The organism is Prescottella sp. GW823-FHT02E09, assembly GCF_058797375.1.
The window spans coordinates 423,922-450,102 of record NZ_JBXAJP010000003.1 but is presented as its reverse complement, the minus strand read 5'-3'; the positions used below and the strand labels follow the sequence as shown (position 1 = coordinate 450,102).

Annotated in this window: 31 protein-coding genes; 20 read left to right on the top strand and 11 right to left on the bottom strand. The window is 68.9% G+C overall.

Annotated elements, in window-relative coordinates; genetic code table 11:
* Nucleotides 1-172: 172 nt before the first annotated feature.
* The 3 genes from AC1RIF_RS09840 (at nucleotide 173) to AC1RIF_RS09830 (ending at nucleotide 2,709) form a co-directional block, all read left to right on the top strand.
* Nucleotides 173-1,213: an NAD(P)-dependent alcohol dehydrogenase gene (locus AC1RIF_RS09840; RefSeq protein ID WP_492601164.1), complete on the top strand. Its 1,041-nt coding sequence runs from the start codon at nucleotides 173-175 to the stop codon at nucleotides 1,211-1,213.
* 172 nt (nucleotides 1,214-1,385) lie between these two features.
* A complete protein-coding gene (locus AC1RIF_RS09835; RefSeq protein WP_492601163.1) occupies nucleotides 1,386-2,348 on the top strand; it encodes a hypothetical protein in 963 nt (320 codons plus the stop codon).
* A 139-nt stretch (nucleotides 2,349-2,487) separates the two neighbouring features.
* Nucleotides 2,488-2,709 carry a hypothetical protein gene (locus tag AC1RIF_RS09830; protein WP_492601162.1) on the top strand — a complete coding sequence of 74 codons (222 nt, stop codon included), beginning with the start codon at nucleotides 2,488-2,490 and terminating at the stop codon, nucleotides 2,707-2,709.
* Between the two features lie 7 nt (nucleotides 2,710-2,716).
* On the opposite strand, the gene AC1RIF_RS09825 is transcribed toward AC1RIF_RS09830, so the two are convergent.
* The 4 genes from AC1RIF_RS09825 to AC1RIF_RS09810 form a co-directional block, all read right to left on the bottom strand.
* Nucleotides 2,717-3,580, bottom strand: a complete 864-nt coding sequence (locus AC1RIF_RS09825; RefSeq protein ID WP_492601161.1) for a polyphosphate kinase 2 family protein — start codon at nucleotides 3,578-3,580, stop codon at nucleotides 2,717-2,719.
* A 40-nt stretch (nucleotides 3,581-3,620) separates the two neighbouring features.
* The gene (locus tag AC1RIF_RS09820) at nucleotides 3,621-4,994 is read right to left on the bottom strand and encodes an ABC1 kinase family protein (protein WP_492601160.1); all 1,374 of its coding nucleotides are present in this window, start codon (nucleotides 4,992-4,994) and stop codon (nucleotides 3,621-3,623) included.
* 77 nt (nucleotides 4,995-5,071) lie between these two features.
* Nucleotides 5,072-5,425 carry a DUF4873 domain-containing protein gene (locus AC1RIF_RS09815; protein ID WP_492601159.1) on the bottom strand — a complete coding sequence of 118 codons (354 nt, stop codon included), beginning with the start codon at nucleotides 5,423-5,425 and terminating at the stop codon, nucleotides 5,072-5,074.
* A gap of 41 nt (nucleotides 5,426-5,466) precedes the next feature.
* Nucleotides 5,467-6,210 carry a TetR/AcrR family transcriptional regulator gene (locus AC1RIF_RS09810; RefSeq protein ID WP_492601158.1) on the bottom strand — a complete coding sequence of 248 codons (744 nt, stop codon included), beginning with the start codon at nucleotides 6,208-6,210 and terminating at the stop codon, nucleotides 5,467-5,469.
* A 235-nt stretch (nucleotides 6,211-6,445) separates the two neighbouring features.
* On the opposite strand from AC1RIF_RS09810, the gene AC1RIF_RS09805 reads away from it, so the two are divergent.
* The 7 genes from AC1RIF_RS09805 to AC1RIF_RS09775 all read left to right on the top strand — a co-directional run bounded on the left by AC1RIF_RS09805 (nucleotide 6,446) and on the right by AC1RIF_RS09775 (nucleotide 12,609).
* On the top strand, nucleotides 6,446-7,657 hold the full coding sequence (locus tag AC1RIF_RS09805; protein WP_492601354.1) for a DUF445 domain-containing protein: 1,212 nt from the start codon (nucleotides 6,446-6,448) through the stop codon (nucleotides 7,655-7,657).
* Nucleotides 7,658-7,760: 103 nt separating this feature from the next.
* A complete protein-coding gene (locus AC1RIF_RS09800; protein WP_492601157.1) occupies nucleotides 7,761-8,231 on the top strand; it encodes a helix-turn-helix domain-containing protein in 471 nt (156 codons plus the stop codon).
* A complete protein-coding gene (locus AC1RIF_RS09795; RefSeq protein WP_492601156.1) occupies nucleotides 8,224-9,102 on the top strand; it encodes a heparin-binding hemagglutinin in 879 nt (292 codons plus the stop codon). Before AC1RIF_RS09800 ends, AC1RIF_RS09795 begins: the two co-directional genes overlap by 8 nt.
* Before the next feature lie 176 nt (nucleotides 9,103-9,278).
* Nucleotides 9,279-9,572, top strand: coding sequence for a DUF2516 family protein (locus AC1RIF_RS09790; RefSeq protein WP_492601155.1), 294 nt, complete (start codon nucleotides 9,279-9,281; stop codon nucleotides 9,570-9,572).
* 203 nt (nucleotides 9,573-9,775) lie between these two features.
* Entirely contained in the window at nucleotides 9,776-10,711 is a 936-nt protein-coding gene (locus tag AC1RIF_RS09785; protein WP_492601154.1) for an AurF N-oxygenase family protein, read from the top strand.
* An 89-nt stretch (nucleotides 10,712-10,800) separates the two neighbouring features.
* Nucleotides 10,801-11,562: a MerR family transcriptional regulator gene (locus AC1RIF_RS09780; RefSeq protein WP_492601153.1), complete on the top strand. Its 762-nt coding sequence runs from the start codon at nucleotides 10,801-10,803 to the stop codon at nucleotides 11,560-11,562.
* Nucleotides 11,563-11,574: 12 nt separating this feature from the next.
* Nucleotides 11,575-12,609, top strand: coding sequence for an alpha/beta fold hydrolase (locus tag AC1RIF_RS09775; RefSeq protein WP_492601152.1), 1,035 nt, complete (start codon nucleotides 11,575-11,577; stop codon nucleotides 12,607-12,609).
* A gap of 9 nt (nucleotides 12,610-12,618) precedes the next feature.
* Here the strand turns inward: AC1RIF_RS09775 and purU are convergent, their stop codons facing one another.
* Together purU and AC1RIF_RS09765 are read right to left on the bottom strand one after the other, a co-directional pair.
* Entirely contained in the window at nucleotides 12,619-13,506 is an 888-nt protein-coding gene (purU, locus tag AC1RIF_RS09770) for a formyltetrahydrofolate deformylase (RefSeq protein ID WP_492601151.1), read from the bottom strand.
* A 17-nt stretch (nucleotides 13,507-13,523) separates the two neighbouring features.
* Nucleotides 13,524-14,375 (bottom strand): class I SAM-dependent methyltransferase, encoded by an 852-nt coding sequence (locus AC1RIF_RS09765; protein WP_492601150.1) that lies wholly within the window; start codon nucleotides 14,373-14,375, stop codon nucleotides 13,524-13,526.
* 37 nt (nucleotides 14,376-14,412) lie between these two features.
* On the opposite strand from AC1RIF_RS09765, the gene deoC reads away from it, so the two are divergent.
* Nucleotides 14,413-15,087, top strand: coding sequence for a deoxyribose-phosphate aldolase (gene deoC, locus AC1RIF_RS09760; protein ID WP_492601149.1), 675 nt, complete (start codon nucleotides 14,413-14,415; stop codon nucleotides 15,085-15,087).
* Nucleotides 15,088-15,094: 7 nt separating this feature from the next.
* On the opposite strand, the gene AC1RIF_RS09755 is transcribed toward deoC, so the two are convergent.
* Entirely contained in the window at nucleotides 15,095-15,838 is a 744-nt protein-coding gene (locus AC1RIF_RS09755) for an LmeA family phospholipid-binding protein (protein WP_492601353.1), read from the bottom strand.
* 141 nt (nucleotides 15,839-15,979) lie between these two features.
* Between AC1RIF_RS09755 and AC1RIF_RS09750 the strand changes: the two genes are divergently transcribed.
* Entirely contained in the window at nucleotides 15,980-16,591 is a 612-nt protein-coding gene (locus tag AC1RIF_RS09750) for a type IV toxin-antitoxin system AbiEi family antitoxin domain-containing protein (RefSeq protein WP_492601148.1), read from the top strand.
* 83 nt (nucleotides 16,592-16,674) lie between these two features.
* Here the strand turns inward: AC1RIF_RS09750 and AC1RIF_RS09745 are convergent, their stop codons facing one another.
* From AC1RIF_RS09745 to AC1RIF_RS09735, 3 genes are read right to left on the bottom strand one after another with little or no spacing between them, the layout of a single operon-like run.
* The gene (locus tag AC1RIF_RS09745; RefSeq protein WP_492601147.1) at nucleotides 16,675-17,454 is read right to left on the bottom strand and encodes a class I SAM-dependent methyltransferase; all 780 of its coding nucleotides are present in this window, start codon (nucleotides 17,452-17,454) and stop codon (nucleotides 16,675-16,677) included.
* Between the two features lie 5 nt (nucleotides 17,455-17,459).
* Nucleotides 17,460-17,966, bottom strand: a complete 507-nt coding sequence (locus AC1RIF_RS09740) for a DUF2505 domain-containing protein (protein ID WP_492601146.1) — start codon at nucleotides 17,964-17,966, stop codon at nucleotides 17,460-17,462.
* 45 nt (nucleotides 17,967-18,011) lie between these two features.
* A complete protein-coding gene (locus AC1RIF_RS09735) occupies nucleotides 18,012-18,515 on the bottom strand; it encodes a DUF2505 domain-containing protein (RefSeq protein WP_492601145.1) in 504 nt (167 codons plus the stop codon).
* Between the two features lie 71 nt (nucleotides 18,516-18,586).
* On the opposite strand from AC1RIF_RS09735, the gene AC1RIF_RS09730 reads away from it, so the two are divergent.
* The 8 genes from AC1RIF_RS09730 to AC1RIF_RS09695 all read left to right on the top strand — a co-directional run bounded on the left by AC1RIF_RS09730 (nucleotide 18,587) and on the right by AC1RIF_RS09695 (nucleotide 25,101).
* A complete protein-coding gene (locus AC1RIF_RS09730) occupies nucleotides 18,587-19,642 on the top strand; it encodes a UDP-N-acetylmuramate dehydrogenase (RefSeq protein ID WP_492601352.1) in 1,056 nt (351 codons plus the stop codon).
* Between the two features lie 52 nt (nucleotides 19,643-19,694).
* Nucleotides 19,695-20,879 (top strand): L,D-transpeptidase, encoded by a 1,185-nt coding sequence (locus AC1RIF_RS09725; protein ID WP_492601144.1) that lies wholly within the window; start codon nucleotides 19,695-19,697, stop codon nucleotides 20,877-20,879.
* A 102-nt stretch (nucleotides 20,880-20,981) separates the two neighbouring features.
* Nucleotides 20,982-21,794, top strand: coding sequence for an alpha/beta fold hydrolase (locus AC1RIF_RS09720; protein WP_492601143.1), 813 nt, complete (start codon nucleotides 20,982-20,984; stop codon nucleotides 21,792-21,794).
* Nucleotides 21,795-21,887: 93 nt separating this feature from the next.
* Nucleotides 21,888-22,460: a P-loop NTPase family protein gene (locus AC1RIF_RS09715; protein WP_492601142.1), complete on the top strand. Its 573-nt coding sequence runs from the start codon at nucleotides 21,888-21,890 to the stop codon at nucleotides 22,458-22,460.
* Nucleotides 22,461-22,557: 97 nt separating this feature from the next.
* A complete protein-coding gene (locus AC1RIF_RS09710; RefSeq protein WP_492601141.1) occupies nucleotides 22,558-23,349 on the top strand; it encodes an ESX secretion-associated protein EspG in 792 nt (263 codons plus the stop codon).
* A gap of 78 nt (nucleotides 23,350-23,427) precedes the next feature.
* Complete coding sequence (locus AC1RIF_RS09705) at nucleotides 23,428-23,967, top strand: YbaB/EbfC family nucleoid-associated protein (protein ID WP_492601140.1); 540 nt, start codon at nucleotides 23,428-23,430, stop codon at nucleotides 23,965-23,967.
* The gene (locus tag AC1RIF_RS09700) at nucleotides 23,960-24,274 is read left to right on the top strand and encodes a WXG100 family type VII secretion target (protein ID WP_492601139.1); all 315 of its coding nucleotides are present in this window, start codon (nucleotides 23,960-23,962) and stop codon (nucleotides 24,272-24,274) included. The genes AC1RIF_RS09705 and AC1RIF_RS09700 overlap by 8 nt, the downstream gene beginning before the upstream one ends.
* Nucleotides 24,274-25,101, top strand: coding sequence for a WXG100-like domain-containing protein (locus AC1RIF_RS09695; protein WP_492601138.1), 828 nt, complete (start codon nucleotides 24,274-24,276; stop codon nucleotides 25,099-25,101). Before AC1RIF_RS09700 ends, AC1RIF_RS09695 begins: the two co-directional genes overlap by 1 nt.
* Nucleotides 25,102-25,117: 16 nt before the next feature.
* Here AC1RIF_RS09695 and AC1RIF_RS09690 read toward each other — a convergent pair whose 3' ends face one another.
* A complete protein-coding gene (locus tag AC1RIF_RS09690; RefSeq protein ID WP_492601137.1) occupies nucleotides 25,118-26,164 on the bottom strand; it encodes a DUF2804 domain-containing protein in 1,047 nt (348 codons plus the stop codon).
* Between the last annotated feature and the right edge of the window lie 17 nt (nucleotides 26,165-26,181).

Below are 26,181 nucleotides of genomic sequence, written 5' to 3'. Positions count from 1 at the left end.
GAAAACTCTCGGGCAGGATGTGGACAACTGTTCAGTTGTGGAGATGCTAGACAGACGGAAGGCGCGTGTGGGGCGTTTCGGTCGAATTGGTCCCCGGGCATCCGCGCTGGTCAGTGGATTTCCGGAGGCGGTCGTTGGGTGTCCGTCCCCGGCAGCGGGTAGGCATGTACGCATGCTCACCGTCTCCGCCTACGCCGCGAACTCTGCCGACTCGCCCCTCGGGAAGACCACCATCGACCGTCGTGACGTCGGCCCGCACGACGTACTCGTCGAGATCAAGTACGCGGGCATCTGCCACTCCGACATCCACACCGCGCGCAACGAGTGGGGCGGGACCAGCTATCCGGTCGTGCCGGGCCACGAGATCGCCGGCATCGTCACCGAGGTCGGTTCCGAGGTGACCCGGCACGCCGTCGGTGACCGCGTCGGCGTCGGCTGCTTCGTCGACTCGTGCCGCAGCTGCGCCAGCTGTGAGGCCGGCGAGGAGCAGTACTGCGAGAACGGCGTCATCGGCACCTACAACACCGTCGGTCGCGACGGAAAGCGGACGGCCGGTGGATATTCCACACACGTCGTCGTGAACGAGGAGTTCGTGCTGTCGATCCCCGACGGCCTTGCGCTCGACGTCGCGGCACCGCTGCTGTGCGCCGGCATCACGCTGTACTCGCCGCTCGCGCACTGGGGTGCCGGTCCCGGCAGGAAGGTCGCGATCGTCGGCATGGGCGGACTCGGGCACGTGGGCGTCAAGATCGCGCACGCGATGGGTGCCGAGGTGACCGTGCTCAGCCAGTCGCTGAGCAAGAAGGACGACGGACTGCGCTTCGGCGCCGACCACTACTACGCGACCGCCGAGAAGGAGACGTTCAAGGCGCTGCGCGGACGGTTCGACCTGATCCTCAACACCGTCTCGGTCAACCTCGACATGGACCGCTACCTGTCGATGCTCGCGGTGAACGGCACCCTCGTCGAACTGGGTCTGCCGGAGAAGCCGATCAGCGTGCGAGGCTTCTCGCTGCTCGAGAACCGGCGCAGCCTCGCCGGCTCGCTGGTCGGCGGCATCCCGCAGACGCAGGAGATGCTGAACTTCTGCGCCGAGCACGGCATCGGCGCGGAGGTCGAGGTGATCTCGGCCGACAAGATCAACGAGGCCTTCGACCGCGTGGTGGCCAGCGACGTGCGATACCGCTTCGTGATCGACGCGGCTACCTTCTGACGCGTCGGACGGGCTGTCCCGCTCCCGAAATGGCCCCCGCGGACGCGATCGCGCGGGCGGCGGGTCATTCGGGAGCGGGAGCAGTTGTCCACAGCCCGACGTTGTCCACAGGGACCGTTGTGGACCGCGATTTCCGCGCGGGGCGCAGAGAGTCGCCGGTCAGGATCTGGGCATGAGCGAACCGATACCGACCGTGCTGCGCCGGCGCGACGCGCTTGCTCGCGGCTACACCGACGGCGAACTCCGGGCCACGTGTCGCAGCGGGGGTCTGCGGCGTCTGCGGCCGGGGACCTATCTGAGCGGCGACATGCTCGCCGCGCTCGACGCGGTCGAGGTCCACCGCGAATTGATCCGAGCGACACTGCCCGGGGTGAGCGCCGATGCTGTCGTCAGTCATCAGTCCGCGGCCGTGCTGCACGGATGGCCGGTGTGGGCGCTGCCTCTCGATCGTGTTCACGTCACCCGCGACAGATCCGGCGGCGGCAAGCGCACTCGGCACCTACACTCGCATCCTGTACCGCTCCCGGCAGCGGATGTGGTGCGGTGCGACGGAATCGCCGTCACCTCGGTCGCGCGGACTGTGGCCGACCTGTGCCGGACCGTGCCGTTCGAGGCTGCCGTCGCTGTCGGCGACGCGGGACTGCGTGCGACCGGCCTGCCGGTTGTGGCCGTCGCCGACGCACTGGCCTACGCGGAGCGCCGGCCCGGCCATCCCGCAGCGCGACGGGCACTGGCCTTCCTCGACGGGCGCAGTGAGAGCGTCGGCGAATCACGCAGTCGCGTCGCGCTGGCCGCACTCGGATTCGACCCGCCCGAACTGCAGGCGCCGCTGCTGGACGTCGGCGGGAAGTTCCTCGGCCGCGTCGACTTCCTCTTCGCCGACGCCGGTGTGGTGGGCGAGTTCGACGGAAAGATCAAGTACGGCAAATACCTTCGAGAGGGTCAGAGCCCAGGCGACGTGGTGTTCGCGGAGAAGCAGCGGGAGGACTCGATCCGCGACACCGGCTGGGAGGTTGCCCGGTGGACGTGGCGCGACCTGTCGAACCCGGCGGTGATCGACGCGCGCATCCGCCGCGCGCTCCGACGTCGGCAGGGCCGGCCCCGGCCACTCGGGATGGTGCTGCGCCCGTCCTGACCTCCCGCGGACGCGATCGCGCGGGCGGCGGGTCGATTCGGGAGCGGCGTCGACCGGTCGGTTTCTCGCGCCCCTCCTCGATGCGGCGTAGTTTCGGGTCACAGGACCTCGACGCCCGACATCGAGGAGGGAGCATCAGATGACTCTGAACGACTTCGCAGGGTGGGCCGGTTACGGACTGGCCCTGGTCGGCATCGCCACGCTGGGACTGTTCCTCGCTGCCGCCGGCGGCGGATTCGGGGGATGGGCTCTGATCGCCGGGCTGGTCAGCTTCATGTCGCTCGCAGGATCCGCGGCGATCTTCGGCGGCGTGACCCACCACGACCACAAGGTGCACCACAGCACGCCGCACATGCTGTAGCGGTCGCTCAGGAGCGCGCCAGGCGGTCCTTCTCGACGTCGATGTCGAACTCCGCCTCGGGCCAGTCCAGGTCGAGGCGGGAGAGCGCGTCGATCAGCAGTTCCGTCACCGCGATTCGGCTGTACCACTTGCGATCACAGGGCACGACGTACCACGGCGCGTGCTCGGTGGACGTCTTGTCCAACATCGCCTGATACGCCTCTTGATACTGCGGCCACAGCGCGCGCTCGGTGACGTCGCCCGGGTTGTACTTCCAGTACTTGTCGCGACGCTCGAGCCGCTCGGCGAGCCGTGCCTTCTGCTCGTCGAGCGAGACGAACATGGCCACCTTCACCAACGTCGTACCGCTGTAGACCAGTTCACGCTCGAACTGGTTGATCTCGTCGTAGCGGCCACGCCACACCTCCGGAGGCACGAGGTCGTGCACCCGGACCACCAGGACGTCCTCGTAGTGGGAACGGTCGAACACACCCAACTGGCCGCCCCGGGGGAGGGCCTTGTTGATCCGCCACAGGTAGTGGTGCCGCTTCTCCTCCGGCGTCGGCACCCCGAACGCGGCATGGTCGACGCCCTGCGGATCGACATGGCCGATCACGTGCCGGACCATGCCGCCCTTGCCTGCGGTGTCCATGCCCTGCAGGATCAGCAGCACCGAACGCTTGTCGCCGGAGCGGCCGTTGGCGTACAGCTTCTCCTGCAACGCGGACAGCACCGCGCCGCGCTCCTCGAGCATCCGTTCGCCGTCGGCCTTGTTGCCGCTGAAGCCGGGGGTGGCCTTGGGGTCGATCTTCGAGACCTTCGTGTGCGGGCCGGCGCGCAGCGCCTCGCCGGCCGGTGTGGTCCACAGTGCGCTGTGCGAGTCCGCTCCCATGAACCGAACTGTGCCACAACCGGTGCCGCCGGGGCCGGATTCAGTGGTCGCGTCGCCACCGGTCCTCGGCCGCGCCGAGTTCGGTGGCGGCCGGGTCGTCGTACACCCATTCCCGGCCGATGCGGTGCCAGTTGGCGCTCGCGTCGAGTTGACCCAGGACCCCGAACGTGAGGAAATCGGCCCGCCTCGAGAACAGGTGCTCGGGCGGCAGGTTCTGACTCTTCATGCCCGAGAACTCCGACGCGCGCGGGTCGATCGCCAGGAGGAATCCCGTGCTCGCCATCTCCGGAGTGATCGCGATGTCGGCGTCCACCAGGTTCCACTCCGCGGCGGCGTAGACGTAGTCGAGGCACTCGTCCGGTGTCACCTCGGCGGAGGGGGAGATGACGCCGCGCCGCACCATCAGCGCGTGGAGATCGTTCTTGCGGCCTTCGGTCGCGGCGCGGAGGCACTTCCTCTCGAACTCGACGTGCTCGGCGTCCATGCTGTTGAACAGCCCGAAGTCGACGAAGCCCACCCGCCCGTCGTCCCCGAGGAGGACGTTCCCGGGATGCGGGTCACCGCAGAACTCGTGGTAGCGGTACAGCGAGCCGATGTAGAACCGAAAGATGATCTCGCCGATTCGGTTCCGCTCCGGCTGGGGGAGCGTGCGGATGTCGGCGAAGCCGGTGCCACGGAAGAACTCACTCACCAGCACGCGGCGGCTACTCAGCTCGGGAACGCTGTCCGGAACCGCGATGAACGGATGGTTCGCGTACAGCTGCGCGATCTTGCGCTGGGTGAGCGCCTCGCGCTCGTAGTCCAGTTCGCCCTCGAAGTTCAGCCGCAACTCGTTCAGCAGTGCGGGCGTCGACAACGTCGGAACCGTCGACTTCCAGATCTTGAGGAACATCGTCAGGTTCTTCATGTCCGCGCGGATCGCAGCGTCGATGCCCGGGTACTGCACCTTGACCGCGACGTCGCGGCCGTCGTGCAGCCGGGCGCGGTAGACCTGACCGATCGACGCGGCCGCCACGGCCTCGGGATCGAACTCCGCGAAGACGTCACCGAGGGGGCGCCCGTAGTCGGCTTCGATCACGTCGCGCATCGTCTCGAACGATGTCGTCGGCGCCTGATCCCGCAGTGCCGCGAACTTGCGCTGGAACTCCTCCCGGTGTTCCTCGGGAACGAGGTCGAGATCGAGGATCGACAGCATCTGGCCCAGCTTCATCGCCACGCCCTTCATGCTCCCGAGAACCGTGACGAGCTGGTCCGCGGCCGCGATCGCGGACTTCTCGGCCAGACGCGCGCGGACCTCCTCGGACCGGCCGACCATCGACACCCGGGTGCCGGCGTTGCGGATGGCGCGACCGGCGGCGACCTGGCCTAGCTTCGATCCCCGCACGAGGCGGGACGTGGGAACCTTGTCGGTCAACGCAGACCTCCGGATGCGAGAAGCGACGGCGGAACGGATGCCCCGGCGGGTGCTGTGCCCGAGTGCAACAGGTCACACTAGAGCAGCCCCTCGGTGTCCTCCATGACGGGGAACGGGGGCCTGGTCAGGCCGTCGACCATGTGGCTGCCCCACAGATCCATGTTGCTGACCGTGGCGACGCCGGTGCCGTCCGCGGTGGCGATCGTCAGTTCCGTCCCGACGGGCACGGCGACGTCGCCGCCGAGCGCGGCCGTCAGTTCGCGGACGCGCCCGCGCCACACGAACCGACCGCTGATGGGCTCGAAATTGCCCGAGAGCTCGACATCGACGATGACCGGACGATGCTCACCGACGGTGACCTGGGCGGGGCCCCGGTAGCCGTCGGGCTCGTCGTCGTGGTGCTCGTCGTGCGGATCGGTGAAGTCGGTCACACTGCCAGGGTACTTGTTACCGCCGGTAACACAAGACCTGATCAGTCGGTCGAGGCCGGTTCCTCGCGCAGCGGGTGCGGCACCGCCTTGAACCGTGCCGGCGATCCGTTGGACGCCGCGATGCCCGCCATGCCGCCCCACGTCATCATCACCAGGTAGTCGATGAGGTCGTCCGTCGACATCGACTTGTTCGAGATCCACCAGTGCGTTGCGAGCTGGACGGCACCCACCACGCCGTACGCCCACGGCACCGATCCCCCGGAGTCCATGTCCATGCTCCGCAGGCGCTCGCCGAGCACCGTCGCCAGCAGTTCTGCGATCATCCGCTCGGAGTCGGCGACCACGTCACGATTGGGCCCCGCGCTGTTGGCCATCACGTACAGGTAGACGTCGGGGTCCGCGGCGACCGTCTCGACGTAGGCCGAGATCGCGACCCGGGTCAGGTCGTACTCGTCGAGGTCCTCGCCGATCGCCTCGTACATGCGCGGCGCGAGAATCGTCTCGACGTACCGCATCATGGTCGCGCTGGTGAGGTCGTTCTTGTCGGTGAAGTAGCGGTACAGCACCGTCTTCGAGACACCGATCTCCGACGCGATGTCGTCCATGCCGATGTCGCGGCCCCGGGAGCGGATCGCCGCGATCGTGCCGTCGACGAGTTCCTCGCGGCGCGCGATCTTGTGCTCGCGCCAACGGCGCTTGCGGCCGTCGGGCTTCTCGCTCTTGGCGACGGTGTCTTCGGTTGTCTGCAGATCTGCGCTTTGCTTCGGCACTGGGGTTCGCCACATCCGTTCGGGGTTGATCCAGAAGGTCAGCTTAGTGGGCGGACCGAGTCGGAGTGACGTCTATCTCGGCGGTGCGACCCCGGATTTCGGCACAATGACGAGTGTGCAGCCAGTGCAACCCGTGCAGTCGCCCCCGGCCCCGCTTCCGTCCGAGAAGCGGCCGCGGCCGGTGCCGTCGTCCGCGTCCACGTTCGCCGGCGTCTTCGACGACGAGACCAAGCGTCGCGACCTTCGGAAGATGAAGGCGGTCGCGACCGGATTCCTGGTGTTCGCGACCGTCGTCTACCTCTTCTGTCGATGGCAGGAGAGCCGCGGCGCGGGCGCGTGGGTCGGGTACGTCCGGGCGGCGTCGGAGGCGGGCATGGTCGGTGCGCTCGCCGACTGGTTCGCGGTGACCGCGCTGTTCCGGCATCCGCTGGGCCTGAAGATTCCGCACACCGCGATCATCAAGCGGAAGAAGGACCAACTGGGCGAGAGTCTCAGCAACTTCGTCGGCGACAACTTCCTCGCTCCCGAGGTGGTGTCGGCGAAGGTCGCGAACGCGCAGATCCCGCTGCGGGTCGGTACGTGGATGGCCGAGCCCGCGCACGCGCAGCGCGTGGCGGCCGAAACCGCGACGCTGCTGCGCGGCGTCGTCGAGGTCCTCAAGGACGAGGACGTCACTGCGATCATCGACAACACCATCGTCCGACGGATCGCCGAGCCCGACTGGGGGCCGCCGATCGGCAAGGTCCTCGCCGAGTTGCTGCGCGAGAACCGGCAGATGCCGCTGCTGGACCTGCTGGCCGAGCGCGCACACCAGTGGGCGTTGAACAGTCAGGAGACGATCGACCGGATCATCAGCCGGGATTCGCCGTCGTGGTCGCCCAAGTTCGTCGATTCGATGCTCGGCGAGAAGATCTATCGCGAACTCGTCGAGTTCACCTGGAAGGTCCGGTCCAACCCCGAGCACGAGGTGCGGCTGGCGGCCAACCGCTTCCTGATCGACTTCGCGGACGATCTGCAGAACGACCCCGCCACCATCGCGAAGGCCGAGTCGATCAAGGCCGAGATCATGGGCCGCGAGGAGATCACCGGGCTGGCCGCCGCGACCTGGCGGGTGGCCAAGCGGCTCATCATGGAGTCCGTCGACGACCCCGACAGCACGCTGCGCCGCAAGGTCGCCGAGAACGTCGCGAGCCTGGGTGAGCGACTGCGCGACGACGCGACGCTGCGTGCCAAGGTCGACGGCTGGCTGCTGTCCGGCACCCGGTACGTCGCCGAGAACTACACCGACGAGATCACCGCGGTCATCACCGAGACCGTGCAGCGGTGGGACGCCGAGGAGGCGAGTCGCAAGATCGAGCTGCAGGTCGGTCGGGATCTGCAGTTCATCCGCATCAACGGCACCGTCGTCGGCGCGCTCGCGGGCCTGGCGATCTACACGATCTCCCAGCTCATGTTCGGCTGATCGGGCGCCCTCCGTCACCTTGCCACCCAAGTGCTAACAAAGTGCTTGCAATTGTTAGCACCCTGTTCTACCGTGGGATTTGCGCACAGAACAGGGAGTACTGATGGTCGACGAGCCCGACGACAAGGGTGGTGCTGCAAGCGTTGTCAGCAGCGCCGCACAGGACATCGGAAGTTTCATCCGTTCGCAGCGGGAAGCGGCACAGGTGTCCTTACGTCAGCTCGCACAGCTCGCCGGCGTCAGCAATCCCTATCTGAGTCAGATCGAACGCGGGCTGCGCAAGCCCTCCGCCGACGTCCTCGCTCAGATCGCGAAGGGTTTGCGGGTGTCGTCCGAGGTCCTGTACATGCAGGCCGGATTCCTCGAACAACGCCCCCACAGCCCGGTCCGGGACGCCCTGCTGGCCGACGGTGCCATCACCGAGCGGCAGAAGCAGGTGCTCCTCGAGATCTACGAGTCGTTCTGTCGCGAGAACGACCCGAAACAGTCCGAACCCGCCGGTCAGGCCGACTCCTCGGACGAAGAAGAGCACGAGATCGCAGATCCACTCGACAGGAGATCCGAGAATGACTGATCCGAAGATCATCGAAAACGTGAAGACCCCGTTCTACGCCGCCGTCGGCACCGGTGACCTCGTGGTCCAGGCCGTCGCCGACGTCGTGTCCCAGGTGCGTTCGCGCGCCGAGAACACCAACACCGACGTCTCCGAGCGCGTCGAGGAGGCCCGCGAGCGCTGGGCCAACCTGCCGGGCGAGGTGTCCGAGGGTGTCGAGCAGCTGCGTGAGCGCCTCGCGGCGCTGCCGTCCGAGCTGCCCGAGGAGCTTGCCGAGCTGCGTGAGCGTTTCACCGCCGAGGAGCTGCGCAAGGTCGCCGAGGCGTACCTGAAGGTTGCCTCCGATCTGTACGCCTCCCTTGCCGAGCGCGGTGAGGAAGCCGTCGACCGCATCCGTAAGCAGCCGGCCGTCGAGGAGCAGTTGGAGCGCGCCGAGGCCGTGTTCGGCGACGCCGTGGAACTGACCGAGGAAGCGCTCGGCACCGTGGCGCGTCAGACGCGCGAACTCGGTGAGCAGGCCGCCAAGCTTGCCGGCCGCGCGGCGGGCCGCATCAGCGACGCCGCCGACGAGGCCGCCGTGGTGCTGTCGGAGACGAGCGACAGCGTCGCCGAACGCCTGTCCGAGACCGGCGACTCCGTCGCCAGCCGCGTCGTGGGTGCGGGCGAGCGCGCCGAGGCCACGTCGGAGGCAGCCGCCGAGCGGGTCGAGGCCGCAGCGCCGAAGACGACCCCGGCCCCCGCGAAGAAGGCCCCGGCCGCACCCGCGGTGAAGAAGGCCGCACCCGCCAAGGCCGCGGCTCCCAAGCCTGCGCCGGCCAAGACCACCCCGACTGCCGCCGCGACGAAGGCCCCGGCCGCGAAGAAGGCTCCCGCGAAGAAGACCACGAACTGACACTTCCCCCGGGTGCCGTCGCGCCCGCCGGACAGCTGCAGAGACGAACCCGGGGCGCCTCCGTCGAGGCGCCCCGGGTTCGTCGTCGGCTCGGGCCCGGATGCGGGCGGCTGTCGCGTTCGGCTTCGGCCGGGTTCTTCGAGTCACATCATTCGACGGCTCCGTAGAATGGACCCGTGTCTATCGCTGGCGGTCTCATCGGTCTGATCCTGTTCGCGCTGAAGCTGGTTGCCTTGGCGGGGGCCGCCTTCGCGATCTTCCATGCGGCGCGGCAGCGCAAGGATGCGTTCACTGCGGTGGACAAGCTGAGCAAGCCGATCTGGCTCGGCATCCTGGTGGCGGCACTGCTCGTGGTCTTCCTGTTCGGCCCGGTCAACATGCTCGGGCTCATCGGCGTGGTCGCCATCTGCGTGTACCTCGTCGACGTCCGCCCGCGCGTCGACGACATCCAGCGCGGACCCCGCTGGTAGCAGATTCGGACTCCTGAGCCCCCTGGCGAACCGCCCGGGAAACCATCTGTTGACGAACAGTTACAGATAAACCTTGACAATGCTCATTGTGACAGTGTTATCGTCGATTCGTGCCCGGATTCGGGCGTGTCCCGCTTCATTTTCCAGCGTATGACCTGCGTGAACGCGACCAGCGCGATCACCGGATCGAGCAGGAGTTGACGATGTCGATCACTCACCACCGGGAGTCCGTCGCGGCCCCGCAGTCTCGTCACATGCGCGTCGGGGATCGGCAGGACACCGCGGCGCGTCTGCTCGCGTCGGCCGCCCGCAAGTCGTACGACCCGCTCGTGGAGGTCGACTGGGAGGCGCCGATTCCCGACGATCTGTACGGCATGACGCCCGAGTGGTGCAGCCTGTACGGCACCGAATTGTGGGAGCGGATGACCGAGCAGCAGAGGATCACCCTCACCCAGCACGAGGCCGCGAGTGTCGCCGGCACCGGGATCTGGTTCGAGATGATCCTCATGCAAATGCTGCTGCGCGACATCTACTCGCACGATCCGTCCACCCCACACGTGCAGTTCGCGCTCAACGAGATCGCCGACGAGTGCCGTCACTCCACGATGTTCGCGCGCTCGGCGCAGCGGTTCGGTGTCCCGTCGTACCGGCCGAAGCGGTGGATCCGCAACGCCGCGCGGCTGTTCAAGTCGACGGCCTCGGGGTCGCTCGCGTACGGCGGCACGCTGTTCGCCGAGGAGATCCTCGACATGATGCAGCGCGACTTCATGAAGGACGAGCGGGTGCAGCCGATCACCCGGACCGTCAGCAAGATCCACGTCCTCGAGGAGGCTCGGCACATCAAGTTCGCGCGCGAGGAGACCGTGCGTCGGGTGAAGGCGCTGTCGCGACCCAAGCTCGCCTACCAGCGTCTGGTGCTGGGTGCGACGGCCTACTTCATCGTCACGTGCCTGGTGAACGAGCAGGTCTACGCGGCCGCCGGGCTCGACGTGGAGGAAGCCACCCGCGCGGCGAGGAACAACGTCCACTACCACGAGATGATCCGCGAGGGCTCCCGCAAGACGATCGAGTTCCTCGACGAGTGCGGGCTGATCGGTGGCCCGTCGAAAGCGTTGCTGCGCCGAGCGCACGTCATCTAGTGCCCACGCTCACCACGATAGAATTTCCCACACCGTCGACCGCGCCGGAACCGCTGACGCCGTCGCGGTCCCAGTGGGGAAGGCGGAACATGAAGGAATACCGCATCGACGACCTCGCTCGCGAGGCCGGTGTCAGTGTGCGGAATGTGCGGGTCTACCAGGATCGTGGGCTGCTGCCGCCGCCACGCAGGGAGGGGCGCGCCGGCTGGTACAACGAGTCGCACTTGGCGCGGCTCAATCTCATCGGCCGCATGCTCGACCGCGGATACACGTTCGCAACCATCAGTGAACTGCTCACCGCCGCCCAGTACGGGCTGCAGGTGCGCGACGTCCTCGAGACCGACGACCCGGGCGGGCGGTGGAAGAAGTACCGCAGAGCCGCGAAGCTGACGGTGTCGGAACTGCGCCGGATGTTCGGCGACCAGACCACCGAGGCCAACATTGCGCTCGGCACCCAGCTGGGTGTGCTCGCGAAGGCCGGCAAGGAATACTCCGTCGCCAATCCGCGGCTCATGGAGGCCGCCCAGGTTCTCGTCGACGCCGGGATCCCGCTCGCCGAGATCCTCGAACAGACCGAGGCGGTCCGCCGCGATCTCGGTGACGTCGCGGCCCGGTTCGTCGAGCTGGTCTCCGACCGGTACCTCGCACCCGAGGGCGGCACGCTCGACCTCGACCCGGCGACGGTCTCGGAGGTTGCGACCCTGGTGAACCAGGTGCGCCCCCTCGCGCACGACGCGGTGCACGCGCTGTTCGCCGAGGCGATGGAGGAACAGATCTCGAAAGCGCTCGCGAAGGCCGCGAGCCAGCTCGAACAGGTTGCGCCCGAGTCGGACACGACGCGGGCAGGCTAGAGGAACAGGGGAGTGGAAGTGGCTGCACGGAAGTCGCACAGGGCGCTGTGGACATCGATCGGTGCCGCGGGAGCGGTGGCACTGGCGGGTGGTGTCGTCGTCGCGGCGCGCGCCCGGAATGCTTCGGCGACAGCCGATCCCGGAGACGAGGCGGCGCTGTTCGCCACTCCGCGCACCGAACCCGAGATCATCCCGGTCACCAGCGCCGACGGTGCGGAGTTGCACGTGCGGGCCTACGGATCGCCCGACGCCGATCCGATCGTGCTCAGCCACGGCTGGACGTGTTCCGCCGACTTCTGGAATCCGCAGATCAACGCGCTCGCCGAGAAGTACCGCGTCATCACCTACGACCAGCGCGGCCACGGTCGCAGCGACATCGGCCGGAATCCGCTGAGCCCCGACGTCCTCGCCGACGACCTGGCCGCCGTCCTCGCCGCCACGGTGCGCGACGGACGCAAGGCCGAGATCGTCGGGCACAGCATGGGCGGCATGAGCATCGTCGCGTGGGCGGGTAGGTATCCCGAACAGGTGGAGCGGTACGCCAGCTCGGTGTTGCTGGCCAGCACCGGCACCGACAGTCTGGTTGCCGAGACCACGGTCATTCCACTGCCGCAACGCTTTCCGCGAGTGCCGGTGCCCGTGGGTCGCGCGCTGCTCGGATCGGCCGTGCCGATGCCGGTGTCCCCGGCGACCACGCGCGCGATCAAGTACGTCGCGATGGCCCCGGGTGCGACGCCCGCCGAGGTGGCGTTCTGCGAGCGCATCGTCATGGAGTGTCAGCCCCGCACCCGCGGCGGCTGGGGCGCGGCACTGAGCACACTCGACATCAAGGACGGGTTGAAGAACCTCACGGTGCCGACCACGGTCATGGTGGGCACCGCGGACCGGCTCACGCCGCCGTCGCACGCCCGCCGGCTGGCGCAGGTCCTCGACGACGCCGAGCACCTCGACCGGCTGATCGTGCTCAAGGGCATCGGTCACATGACGTCGGTCGAGGCTGTCGACGACTTCAACGCCGAGGTCGAGCGCCTGCGCAGGCTCGCGTAGCCGCCGTCGTCAGCTGAAGACGACGGTCTTGCGGCCGTGCACCTGGACGCGGTCCTCCAGGTGCCACCGCAGGCCGCGAGCGAGAACCAGCTTCTCGATGTCGCGGCCCTGGCGCACCATGTCCGCCACCTCGTCGGTGTGATCGACGCGAATGACGTCCTGCTCGATGATGGGGCCGGCGTCCAGTTCCGCCGTCACGTAGTGGCATGTGGCGCCGATCAGCTTCACACCGCGCGTGAACGCCTGGTGGTACGGGCGGGCGCCGACGAACGACGGCAGGAAGCTGTGATGGATGTTGATCGCCCGTCCGGCCCAGTGGTCGCACAGCTCGGCCGGCAGTACCTGCATGAAGCGGGCCAGCACCACCGCGTGCGGGTCGTGCGCGTCGACCAGCTTGCGGACCTGTTCGAACGCGGGACCGCGTTCGGCCGGTTCCTTCGGGAACGACACGTGGTGGAAGTCGACGCCGTGGCGCTTGGTGACCCGCTCGAGGTCCGGGTGGTTGCCGATCACGGCGGCGATCTCGCACTGCAGCTCCCCGGCGGCGACGCGGCCGAGGATGTCGTGCAGGCAGTGGCCCTCCTTGCTGACCAGCAGCACGACGCGCTTGCGCTCGCCGGTGTCGGTGAGCGTCCACTCGGTCTCGGGTCCCAGCTCGGCGGCCACCGCCGCGAACTTCTCGCGCATCTCCTCGAGGTTCAGGTCGATCGACGAGGCCCGAACCGCCTGCCGGGTGAAGAACCAACCGGTGTCCGCGTCCGCGTGGTACGCGGCCTCGACGATCCAGCCGCCGATCTCGGCGAGGAACGCGGAGATGCGGGCCACGATGCCGGTGCGGTCGGGGCAACCCAGAGACAGGACGTAACGACGGTCGTCGGTCGAGGCAGCTGAACTCATACGCCCAGTCTCTCAGGTCAGGGAAACCCGACGACCTTCGCCGTGCCGACCAGTGTCGTGGCGTCCACGGTGTGCAGGCCCCGGTCGGTGATCAGGCTCACGAAGTCGCGGCGCACCCGGTCGACATCGCCGGGCGCCAGATGCTTCAGTGTTGCGCGTAAACCGCTGCCCAGCACGAAGTTCCAACAGAACTCCTCGGCCGCCGGGATCAGGTTCGACAGCGTCCGCACCTCGACGGCCTCGGTCCCCGCGTCGGCGAGCCACGCGCCCAGCTTGTCGGTGCTGTCGATCCGCTGCGCCGGCTCCATCTCGTGGGTCCGGTCCGGCAGCGGCTCGGGCAGGTACGGTCCGAGCGCGTCGAGGAACGTCGTCGCGTACTCGCGCAGGGCCGTGTCCTGCCAGGCGGTGACGCCGACGGTGCCCCCGGGCCGCACCAGTCGGCACAGTCGCGCGAACGCCTGATCCATCTCGGGCAGGAAGAACACCGCATAGGAGCTGAGCAGGGCGTCGTAGCCGGCGTCGGGGACGGTGCTGGGCGGCTCCCACGTGGTGGCGTCGGCGCACACGAACTCGATGTTGAGCAGTGCCCGGTCCGACGCCTTCACCCGACCGCGCTCGAGCATCTCGTCGGACAGGTCGACCGCATGGACCAGTCCGGTGGGGCCGACGGCGAGGGCCGCGGGCAGCGCGGAGGCGCCGGTGCCGCTGCCGACGTCGAGGACCGCATCCCCCGGGCGGAGTCGGGCCTGGAACACCAGCGCCTGACCCGCCGGACCCCACACATCGGCGGCCACCAGGTCGAAGTCGGCGGCGGCCGCGTCGAAGGTCGCGGCAATCTCCTCGGGATACTCGGCGGACAGGCCTGCCATAGTTCCGATGCTAGCGAGCTGTGCCAAGCTTCGAGGCATGTCCGACATCGCGCTCAGCCGGTCCCGAGTCGCCGCCCTGGTCGACCACACCCTGCTCAAACCGGAGGCATCCGACGCCGATGTCCGGGCGTTGGTCGCGGAGGCGAGCGAACTGGGCGTGTACGCGGTGTGCGTGTCGCCGTCGATGCTGCCGCTGCGCAGCGAGGGCGGACCGGCGGTCGCGACGGTCGTCGGATTCCCCTCCGGCAAACATCATTCGCTCGTCAAGGGGGCTGAGGCACGTCTCGCGGTGGATCAGGGCGCCGCGGAGGTCGACATGGTGATCGACATCGGGGCCGCCGTGGCCGCCGAGTACAACGCGGTGCTGGCCGACATCCTCACCGTGCGCGAGGCGATCGGCTCCGGGCCGGTGCTGAAGGTGATCATCGAATCGGCCGCGCTGTCGGGCGAGGCGATCGTCGAATGCTGCCGGGCCGCCGAACTGGCGGGCGCCGACTTCGTCAAGACGTCCACCGGGTTCCACCCCGCGGGCGGTGCGAGCATCGAGGCGGTGCGCCTGATGGCCGAGACCGTCGGAGGTCGGCTCGGAGTCAAGGCCAGCGGTGGCATCCGCACCGCCGACGCGGCGCTCGCGATGATCGAGGCCGGCGCCACCCGGCTGGGACTGTCCGGCACCCGCGCCGTACTCGACGGGCTGCCGGACCAGTCCTGACCGGACGTCAGAGCAGGCTGCAGCCGCTCTGCGCGTTCGGGTCCTGCGGCGGCATCACGTACTGACCGCCCTCGAGGTCCAGGTCGACGGAGTTGTCCGTGACGGTCAGCGACGTCGGGGCCATGCCCAGCGGGTACTGCTGCAGGCTGTCCGTCAGCGTCTGCACGATGCCGTCCACGAGCGCCGTCGGCAGGCCGAGTCCCAGGATTGCCGCGCCCACCGTCTCGACGACCACCTCGCCGTTCTGCACCGTCGGACGCACCGTCAGGTCGGCCAGACCCGCCGGCCCGACCGCGAACTTCAGGGTTCCGGCCGCCGGGTCCGGGGTCACCGAGCTCACCAGGTTGCCCAGCGACTGCGACTGCACGGTCGCGAGGATCCCGTCGGTGGACCACGTGACATCCGCGGAAGAACTGCCGATGGTGCCACTGCTGTCGGGGGAGTCAGTGATCTTGATGTCGTTGGCGCGGGCGTGCACCTCCATGCCCTGCGCGGGGCCGAACGACGAGCCGGAGCTGTCGATCTTCACGTACGGAATGTTCTTGTCCGTCATCTGCAGCAGCACCGGCTTCCAGCTGAGGCCGACGTCCACCTCGGACCCGAGCTGGCTCTGGAACTGGGACTCCATGCAACTGGTCGCGCGCTGACGCAGGAAGAGCTCACCGCCGACGAGCGCGACGACGAGCGCCGCGACCACGATCAGCGAGATCAGGACCGCCTTGCGCCGCTTGGGCTTCGGGGCCGTGGGCATCTGGGGTGCGTTCACTGGTGCCGACATGGGAAGGATTCTCCCCGAAGACTCTGAACGGTTTCTGTGAATGGGGCCTCGGAATGGACACCGGCTATCGCCAAAACTGTGATCTGCTGCACACCGGCGCAGTACTGTTGCTGCATGGCGGGCTGGACAGATCCGCGGCGCGAACCCACCCCTGAGGCGGGTGAGGATCTGCGTCGTCTTGCGCTCCGGCAAGCGGGGTATTTCACGACCGGGCAGGCGCTGCGTCTTGGTTGCACTGCCGAGGATATCGGCGGCCGCCTGGCCGAGGGGTCCTGGTTGCGGATCGAACGGGACCTGTTCCGGCTCGCCTCATTCCCACGCACCGACCTCGAGGAGTACGCCAAGTGGTGCGCGTGGTTCGAGGGTGCCGCGGTGGTCTCGCATCAGAGTGCCGCCGAACTGCACGGCCTCGGGCACCTGCACCCCAGCTTCGTGCATCTGTCGACCACGGGTTCGGCGCCCGCACCCACCCGTCGGCTCGCGCTGCACCGCCGGGAACTGCGACCCGAGGACTGCGAACAGACCGGGACGTTCGGCATCACCACCCCCCTGTGCACCGCACTGGACCTCGCGACCGGCGGCATTGCACAGGACCTGTTCGACGAGGTCGTCAGCGACGGCGTCGCGATCGGCCGCATCGACCCCGAGCGTCTGCTGGCCGAATGCGACGGCCGGCCCGAACAGGTCGCCGAGCGGATCGAGCACGCGCTCGGGTCGTGTCGGTAGTGGGCCGGCGTTCGTGAGTTCCGTTGTAAGTCTGCGTATTTCGTGATCGGTGAAGTGGGTGAGCCGCGGGTGAACGGTACACGTCACCGACCGGGCCGGACGTAGCTCCACGGCACGGTGAGGACGCAGTCCCGCAGTCGGCGGCGCTGGGGTGCGACCGGGACGCCGAGATCGGTGAGCAGGTGCAGTGCCGCGCGCCAGCGCACCCGCGGGCCGAACGGTGCCAGCCCCGCGGCGGTCGACCAGGCACGGTCGGCCGTGACGAGCAGGTCGTGGATTCGTTCGCCGGGGACGTTGCGGTGAATCAGCGCCTTGGGTAGACGCTCGGCGATGTCGCTGGGCCGGTCCACACCGAACGGATCCCAGGCGAGCGTCAGTGACCGCGGACCGTCGCGGTCGAGGAGCACCCACGCGCAGCGCCGGCCGAGTTCGTCACACGTGCCGTCGACGATCAGGCCGCCCGGTGCGAGGCCTGAGCGCAGCCTGCCCCACGCCTCGTCGACGGCGTCCTCGGGATACTGACGCAGCACGTTGAACGCCCGGATCAGGGTGGGCCGCAGACCGGCGAGCTCGAAGCCGCCGCGCGCGAAGCTCACGCCGTCCCGGCCCTCGACCACCCGCTCCGGGTCGATCTCGAGTCCGACGACGCGGACGTCGGGGCGCACGGTCCGCAGCCGGGACGCCATCTCATACGTCGTGACCGGCATGGCGCCGTAGCCGAGGTCGACGACCAGCGGGTCGGGGGCGTCGCGCAGCATCTTCGTGACGGCGGGGCTGTGCACGAGCCAGCGGTCGCTGCGACGCAGCCGATTGATACCTGTGGTGCCGCGGGTGATGACGCCGACGGGTTTTCCTTCGCGCACGCGGGTTACTGCTGGGCGAGCCAGGATGCCGTGACTTCGGCCTCCGTGCGGAACAGGTCGACCAGGTTGATCAGCATCAGCTGTTCGAGCTTGCTGCCGACGAACGGGATGAACACCTTCGCCTCCGACGACGTGCGCAGCGTGCAGCCGGTGTCGGTGCGGAACAGTTCGATGGTCCCGGTGAGGCTGCCCGGACCGGCCGGAATGGAGGCCTCGTACGTACCGGTCACGGGGTCACCGAACGGGGTGTACCGCTCCTTGCGGGTGATGATCAGGTCCTTCTTCAGCACGGTCTGCGCGATCTCCGGCAGGTCCTTGCGGGGCAGCACGTGATGCAGCACCAGGTCGATGCCGCCGTCGTGAACCTCGTGAGAGACGAGGTTTCCTGCGTTGTCGGCGTACTTGCGCATCTCTTCCATCCGCGCTTCCCAGTAGTCCGGGCTGCTCAGCGCGGCGTACACCCGTTCGGCCGGATGGTCGAACCTGGCGGAGTAGTCGATGCGACGGGCCATGACCGGCAGATTACCGGCTGGTGCCCGGTCCGTTGGAGAAAGCGGCTACCCGACCGAGGACGTCCACTGCCCGGTGAAGTCCTCCTCGGCGTCGAGGAGCTCGAGGACCTGACCGGCGATGACCGACTCGATCTTGCCGCCGATCAGTGGCATCTTGACCTCGACCTCACCCTCCATGACCAGCAGCGATCCGCTGCCGTCGGCGGTGAGCGTCATGGTGCCGCGCAGCTGACCGGGTGCGCCCTCGACCTCGGCGGAGAAGGTGCCCACGGCACGGTCGCCCTGTAGCGCACCCCACGATTCGGTGCGCATGATGATCAGGTCACCGGGACGGATCTTGGTGACCACGGACGGCAGATGTTCGGCGGGGACGGCCTGCGTCATCGCCACGTCGATGGTGCCGTCACCGACGGTGACCTTGTCGAGCTTCGCGCCGGGCCCGCCGACCTCCTGCAGGCGGGCCTGCCAGTAGCCCTCGTCGGTGAGTGCGGCGTGCACCGTGGCGACGGGCCGGGGGTATTGCGCGGAATGCTCGATGTGTCGGGCCATGGACGGCACGCTACCGTTTGCACGTGTTGGATCCACTCATCCGGGGGCGCCTCGTCGACGCCGGCGCCCAGCTGTCCGAGCAGGTGCCGCTGTCGACCCTGACGACCCTGCGGCTCGGCGGCCCCGCCGCGGTACTGGCCGAATGCCCGTCCACCCGCACCCTCGTCGACGTCGTCCGTGCTCTCGACGACGCCCGGGTGCCGACGCTCGTGCTGGGCGGCGGATCCAACCTGGTGATCGCCGACGCCGGGTTCGACGGCGTCGTGGTCCGCGTCGCCGACGCCGGGGTGGAGCTCGGTGACGAGACAGTGCTCGCCCAGGCCGGTGCCGTGTGGGACGACGTCGTCGCCAAGGCCGTCGCCGCGGGCCTCGGCGGGCTCGAGTGCCTGTCCGGGATCCCCGGCTCGACCGGGGCGACCCCGGTGCAGAACGTCGGCGCGTACGGCGTCGAGGTGGGCTCGCTGCTGCGACGCGTGCAACTGCTCGATCGCACCACCGGCGACGTGCGCTGGGTGGAGCCGTCCGAGCTCGGGCTCGGGTACCGCACCAGCATCCTCAAGCACCGCGACGACGCACTGGTCCTCGCCGTCGAGATGACCGTCCGGCCCGACGGCTCGAGCGCACCGCTCGCCTACCGGGAACTGGCGTCCGCCCTCGGCGCCGTGGAAGGGGAGCGACGGCCCACCGCCGAGGTGCGCGACGTGGTCCTCGGCCTGCGGCGCGGCAAGGGAATGGTGCTCGACGCCGACGACCACGACACGTGGAGCGCGGGGTCGTTCTTCACCAATCCGGTGGTGCCGGACGTGAGCCTGCCCACGATCCTCGCTGCGATCCGGGCGAAGGTCGGTGCGGACGTGCGCATCCCGCAGTTCCCCGGGGAGGCCGGCACCGAACGGACCAAGCTGTCTGCGGGTTGGCTCATCGAGCGTGCCGGGTTCGGCAAGGGTTACCCCGGCGCCGAGTCGCGGGTTCGCCTGTCCACCAAGCACACCCTGGCGCTGACGAACCGCGGGCATGCCGGCACGGGTGACCTCGTCGACCTTGCCCGAACTGTCCGGGACGGTGTCGAGACCGCGTTCGGGGTGCGCCTCGAACCGGAGCCCGTCACGGTGGGTGTCGTCATCTGATCGATGTCCGAGTGACGAAAGCCACTGTGTCGCGGCGAGTACCGTTGATTTCGTGCATGAACAGGGGATTCGGTCAATTCGGACGCGTCTGCTGGCGGTGGTCGCCGTCCTCCTGGGTGTGACGCTGCTCGCGGGTTGCACCATCGCCACGGGTGGTGCGACGGACGGGAAGGCCGCGGCCGACCCGGTGGCGGAGGTGATCCAGACACCGGTGGCCGGTGCGAAGAACGTCAACCCCGTCGAACCCGTTTCCGTCCGGGTCGACGGCGGCACCCTGCAGGGCGTCACGCTCACCAACGCCACCGGCAAGGTGGTGCAGGGTGCGCTGAGCCCCGACGGGCAGTCGTTCACCGTGACCGAGCCCCTCGGCTACGGCGGCACCTACACGTGGACGGGTACCGCGATCGGGTCGGACGGCAAGTCCGTACCGGTCGCCGGATCGTTCACGACGGTGGACCCGGGTACGACGACGTCGGTGCGCACCAACATCGGCGACGGACAGGTCGTCGGTATCGGGGCCCCGATCATCCTCCAATTCGACGGACCCATCGCCGACAAGGCCGCGGTCGAGAAGGCGTTGAAGGTGACCACGAACCCGCCGACTCCCGGCGCATGGGCGTGGCTGCCCGACGACCGTGGCGCGCGGGCGCATTGGCGACCGGAGAGCTACTGGGTGCCCGGCACCACCGTCAACGTCTTCGCCGACCTGTACGGCGTCGACTTCGGTGGGGGCGCGTACGGCGCGGGCGACGTGAGCCTGAACTTCACGATCGGCCGCAGCCAGATCGTGAAGGCGCACGCCCCCAGCCATCGCATGCAGGTGGTCCGCGACGGCGTGACGATCATGGACATTCCCGTCAGCTACGGCGAGGGCAACGAGGACCGCAACGTCACCCGCAGCGGCATCCACGTCGTGACCGAGAAGCACGAGGACTTCCTCATGTCGAATCCGCCGTACTACGAGAACGTCCGCGAGCGCTGGGCGGTACGGATCTCCAACAACGGCGAGTTCATCCACGCCAATCCCGCGACCGTCGGGGTGCAGGGCGCCTCGAACGTGACGAACGGGTGCATCAACCTGTCGCTGTCGGACGCCGAGGAGTACTTCGGCACAGCGATGTACGGCGACCCGGTCGAGGTCACCGGCACCCGCATCGACCTCTCGGCCGCGGACGGCGACGTCTACGACTGGGCCATCGACTGGCCGACGTGGCTGTCGATGTCGGCGCTCGCGTGAGTCTCGGGTGAGGCACGGCTGAGTCTCGGCTGGATCGAACGGTCCTGACCGGTGTCGGCGGCGTGGGAAAGTCGATGAACTTCCGACGCGAGGAGATCCGCCATGAGAATGCGCAGGATTCGGACGTTGACGACGATGTGCATCCTGGCTGTCGCAGTGGTGTTCTCGGTGGGGGTGTCCCCGGCCGCCGCGGCGCCGACGCCGACCGTCGTGCTGGTGCACGGCGCGTTCGCGGACACCACGAGCTGGGATCCGGTGGCCGCCGAACTGCGTGGCCGCGGGTACGACGTTGTGGTGCCGTCGAATCCGCTGCGCGGGCCGGCCTACGATTCGGCCGCGATCGAGAAGGCCCTCGCGGACATTCCGGGTCCGGTGTTGCTGGTCGGACACTCCTACGGTGGGGTCGTCATCACCAACACCCACTCGCCCAACGTGGCCGGCATGGTCTACGTGGCCGCCTTCGCCCCCGATCAGGGTGAGCCCGCTCAAGCGGCGCTCAACCCGATCACGTTCCCCGGCAGCCAGTTGCTGCCGCCGGTGCTGCAGGTGGAGGTGGTCGACGACCCGACCACCCCGATCGGCAAGAACCTCGACGGCTACATCGCCGCGGACAGCTTCCACCAGGCGTTCTGCCAGGACGTCTCCGACGCCACCGCCGCCGACATGCTCGCCCACCAGCGGTCGATCGCGGTGGCCGCGAACCTCGAACCGACACAGGACCCGTCGTGGCGGAACCTGCCGACGTGGGCCGTCATCCCCGACCAGGACCGGGTGATCCCGCCGGCGTCCGAGCGGTTCATGGCCGAACGGGCGGGCGCACAGATCACCGAGATTCCGGGCGCGTCGCACGCGGTGCTGGTGTCGCAGCCGGGGCAGGTGTCGGATGTGATCGAGCGCGCGGCAGCGGCACTGTGAGCGTGAGCGCCCCTTCCGCGGCGGATCCGGCGGAGACCGGCCTGCGGGGAAAAGGAGTGGGCGCTCAGGCCGATCGCACCTAGCCTGGTCGGAATGCCCCTGATCGACGCCACCGCTTCTCTGCCGCACCGACCCCACCGAGTCCTGGTGGCCGGGACGTCGGGGTCCGGCAAGACCACTCTCGCGGGCCGAATCGGTGTCGCGCTCGGAGTGCCCCACATCGAGATCGACGGTCTGTTCCACGGTCCGAACTGGGCCCCGCGGCCGGAGTTCGTGACCGACGTCGACCGCTTCAGTTCCGCCGACGCCTGGGCGACGGAGTGGCAGTACCGCACCGTGCGGCCGCTCTTGGCCGAGCGTGCCGACCTGCTCGTCTGGCTCGATCTTCCGCGCCGCACCGTCATGCAACAGGTCGTTCGACGCACGCTGCGGCGCCGACTCCGGCGCGAGAAGCTGTGGAACGGCAACGTCGAGCCGGCGCTGCGGACCTTCTTCACCGATCGCGACCACATCGTGCGGTGGGCATGGCGTACCCACGGCGAGGGCGCGCGGAGGATCGCCGCAGCGCGTGAGCAGCGGCCGGACCTCGTGATCGTGCGCCTTCGCAGCCGCCGCGAGGTCGAGGTCTGGTTCGCGCGCGAACTGGACGGCGGCGTGCGGAACTGAGCCGGACGGGTGGAACCGTCCCGGGTGTCGGCGCGTCTATTGTCTGTGGGCGCCGTCTTCCGTGGACGACGCGGTGCACTCGGGGAGGGGTGACGGGGTGGGATTCGGCGAATCGGCCGGTGGTCGGACGGTCGGCGGTGCGAGTTGGCGGTTCACGGGCCTGGAGTTCCAGGTGCTGTGGAGACAGTTGGGGCGGGACCGGTTGCCGTACCCGCTGTCCTTCCGGCCCGCCGCGGACGACCAGGACGACCTGGATCGGCAGTGCCGCGCGGCCGCACAACATTGGGCGCCGCGGGTCACCGAGCTTCTGCACCACCACCTGACAGTGCTCGCCGAACCCGACATCCGGCTCGAGGTAGCCGGGTTCGCCGGCGCCGGGTTCGACACTCGGATTCGCATGCACGCCGGAATGTGCAGCATCGGAGCGACACTGGCGATCCAGCTGCCCGGTGTCGACGCCGACACCGGCGGCGACGTGTTGATCCACGGGGTCTCGCCCGGCCAGGTCCCGAACGCCGTCGCTGCCGCCCTGCCCGCGGTCCAGGCCGGGTCCCGCGGTGCGCTGCGCTTCCGTCGACGCGACCTCGACTCCTCGACCGGGCCGCTCCTCGTCTCCGCCGGCGCCGGCCGCGTGCGTGACGAGGCGCTGGGGCTGCTGCGACGCCCCCGCACCGGGATCGGTGAGATCACGGCGTTCGCGGGCGTCGCATACGACAGCAGACCCACGGCCGACGGAATCGGTTTGCACTGGCTCGATTTCGACGGTGACGGGCGGTACACGATGCGCGAACCCGACGACGTCGTCGTCGCGCCGGCGGCCACCGCGGAGCTGGCGGAGGAGATACGGCGTCTGGTGGAGGCGATCCGGACCCGCGAGCTCGTGCGCTGACGACTTCCCGTTCCGATGGAACCGATTCCCGCCCTCCTGCGTCTATAGACAGCGAAGGGGTAAACCGGGAGGGAAGCAATGACCGACAACGGTATTCGGTCCGACGGCCGATACGGTGCACGAGAGCGGACGAGAAGCGGCAACGCCGCGCTGCAGGAGCAGATCGATGCCCTGCTCGACGGGCTGCACCGGCAGACGGAGGCACTCGCGGCAGCCCAGGGGGCTGTCGCGGGCACCACCGCACAGGCGCAATCGCCCGACGGACTGGTCCGCGTTACCGTCGACTCGTCCGGGTCGGTGGTGGCGGTGGACCTCGACCCGTCGACGTTCACGCGGACGACGCCCGCACGGCTCGCCGATGTCGTCGCCGCCACGGCCCGTGCCGCCACGGTCGAGGTGCGCGCCCGCGTCGCGGAACTGATGGTGCCGGTCAGCGGCCTGACCGCGAGTCTGCCGGACCTGCCCGACCTGGTGGCCGGGGCACCGAGCCTGCGGAACCTGGTGCCGACGGTGGCAACCGAGTTCACGACCGGCGCCGATGATCCCACCGCGTCCGTCCGGGACGACGACCTGCACGACTGGCGGGCGCCGATCATGCGGGAGGCACACCGTGGCTGACGAGATACGGGTCGACCCCCGGCAATTGCGCGGTGCAGCGCCCCACTTCGACGTCCTCGCCGACCGGCTCACCGATGCGCTGAGCGAGCTCGGTACGACTCTCGACGCCGAGGGTGCGAGCTGGGGAACCGACGCTCCCGGAACGACATTCGCGTCCACGTATGTGGCGGGCTCCGACGGTGCCCGATCCGCGCTGCGCCACCTCACCGAGGTGTTCGCGGGAATCGCGGGCGGATTGCGGGACACCGCGCAGGTGTTCGAGCAGACCGACACCGGATTCGCCGGCACGCTGGGCGGCGGTCGCTGATGGGCATCGAGATCCCCGGTTCGCTACGAACCCTCGCGGCGGTCGCGGTCGGGCAGGACTGGCCGGAGGCCGACGAGACATCGCTGCGTCGACTGTCCGACGCGTGGGAACTCGCCGCAGTCCGCCTCGAGCGAGCCGGCGACGACGGTTCGCGGTCCATCCAGCCGGCATTGGACGCCCTGACCGGCGACGTCAACGAAGCCGTGGCAGGCAAATGGCGGGAGGCCGGGTCCTCGGTCGACGAACTCGTCGCCGCGTGCCGTCAACTCGCCGACTCGTGCGAGAGCACCGCTGCCGACGTCGAACACGCGAAACTCTCCATCATTGCCGCGTTGGGCCTGCTCGCGGTGGAGATCGCGTCGCTCCTCGCGGCCGCGGCCGGAACACTGGGGGCGAGCGCGGCGGCCATCCCGGCAGCCGAGATAGCCACCCAACTCACCGTCCGGATGATCCTGCAGGAACTCATCGGCAAACTCGGCCGCGAGATGGCGGTGGCCGTGCTCCGTGACGGGGGCCTGTCCGCCGGTATCCAGTTGATGCAGATGGCCGAGGGCAATCGGGACCGATTCGACACGGCCGCGCTCGAGAAGGACGTGTACGGAACCGTCGTGTCGACGGCGGTGTCCAGCCCGCTCGGAGGTTCGCAGGTCAACGATCTGCTCGTGGACGGGATCGCGAGTGTCGCCGAGCGCGGGATGGTCTCCGCGGGGCAGGGCATGGCGGCCGGCATGATCGGTGCGCATGTCGGGGAGGATGCCAAGGCCGCACTGGGGGAGCAGTCGCCGCCCGAACCACCCAGCGGTGCAAGCTCGTTGAACATGAACTAGACGGGGACCGTCCGCCTCACCAGCGGTTGCGGACCTCCTCGGCGAATCCGAGGAGGTCCGTGACCTCGACCCGGCTGCCGTCGTCGAGCACGACGTGCCCGGTGAACCGGCCGAACACCTGGTGCTGGATGGAGCGCAGCACCTTCAGGTCCGTCGACGCGGCCCGGTCGATGATCGGCTCGAACGTCATCTCGAACCGCCCGTCGTTGCTGCTGAACTTCCAGGGGGCGCCGTCGTAGGTGCCCTCGGGCAGGTGGAACGTCACCCGGTCCAGCTTGTGCGCGACGCCGTCCACGAACACCATGTTCTCGCTCGCCGCGGACGTGTCGCCGAACCCGTACCCGATGTTGAAGCCGAACCGGCGGTCGTCGACGACACCCGACGCGGACCCCCAGTACCAGACGTTGTCGTAGGTCCACACGCCGCGACCCCAGTCGAACACGCCGAAGGCCGTCGTCGGATCGAAGGCGAAAGTCTCTGCACCGACAGAGATCTCGCCGCTCGCCGGCATACAGTTGATCTTCTGGTTGTAGTAGAACGCCTTGTAGTCCTTGGGGAACGGTGTCGCGATCACCATCCGGTCGGGAGCGGAGCCTGCGGAGTGACCCGGGGTCGACGGCTGCTCCAGACGCAGTTCGCCCCGCAGGCCACGGCCGCGGTCGAAGCCCGGGTGGTCGATGCTCAGCACCCGGGCGCCGTCGATGTGCCGGAACGTGATCCGCATCTTCCTGCGGTCCACCACGACGTCGCCGTCGTCGGCGCTCGCCGGCAGGCCCATCCGCCCCATCGGGAACGGGAGCATGACGTTCTCGGTGGACTCACGTCGGCCGCGGAAGTCGAGCCACGACACCCCAAGCAGGCCCATGTAGCCGTTGTCGGCGACGGTGAGTGCCAGCCCGTGGTCGGGGGTCAGGACGCAGTAGTAGTCCCATTCCTTGATCCGCCACGACGGTGCCGCCACGGCGGCTCGGTCGTAGCGGCGCACCTCGGCGCCGGCCCACCCGGCCTCGGCGAGGCGCCCGCGCGCGTCGAGAAGCGGACCCGGCTGCAATCGGTGCTGCATGCCGCGAGGCTACCGGG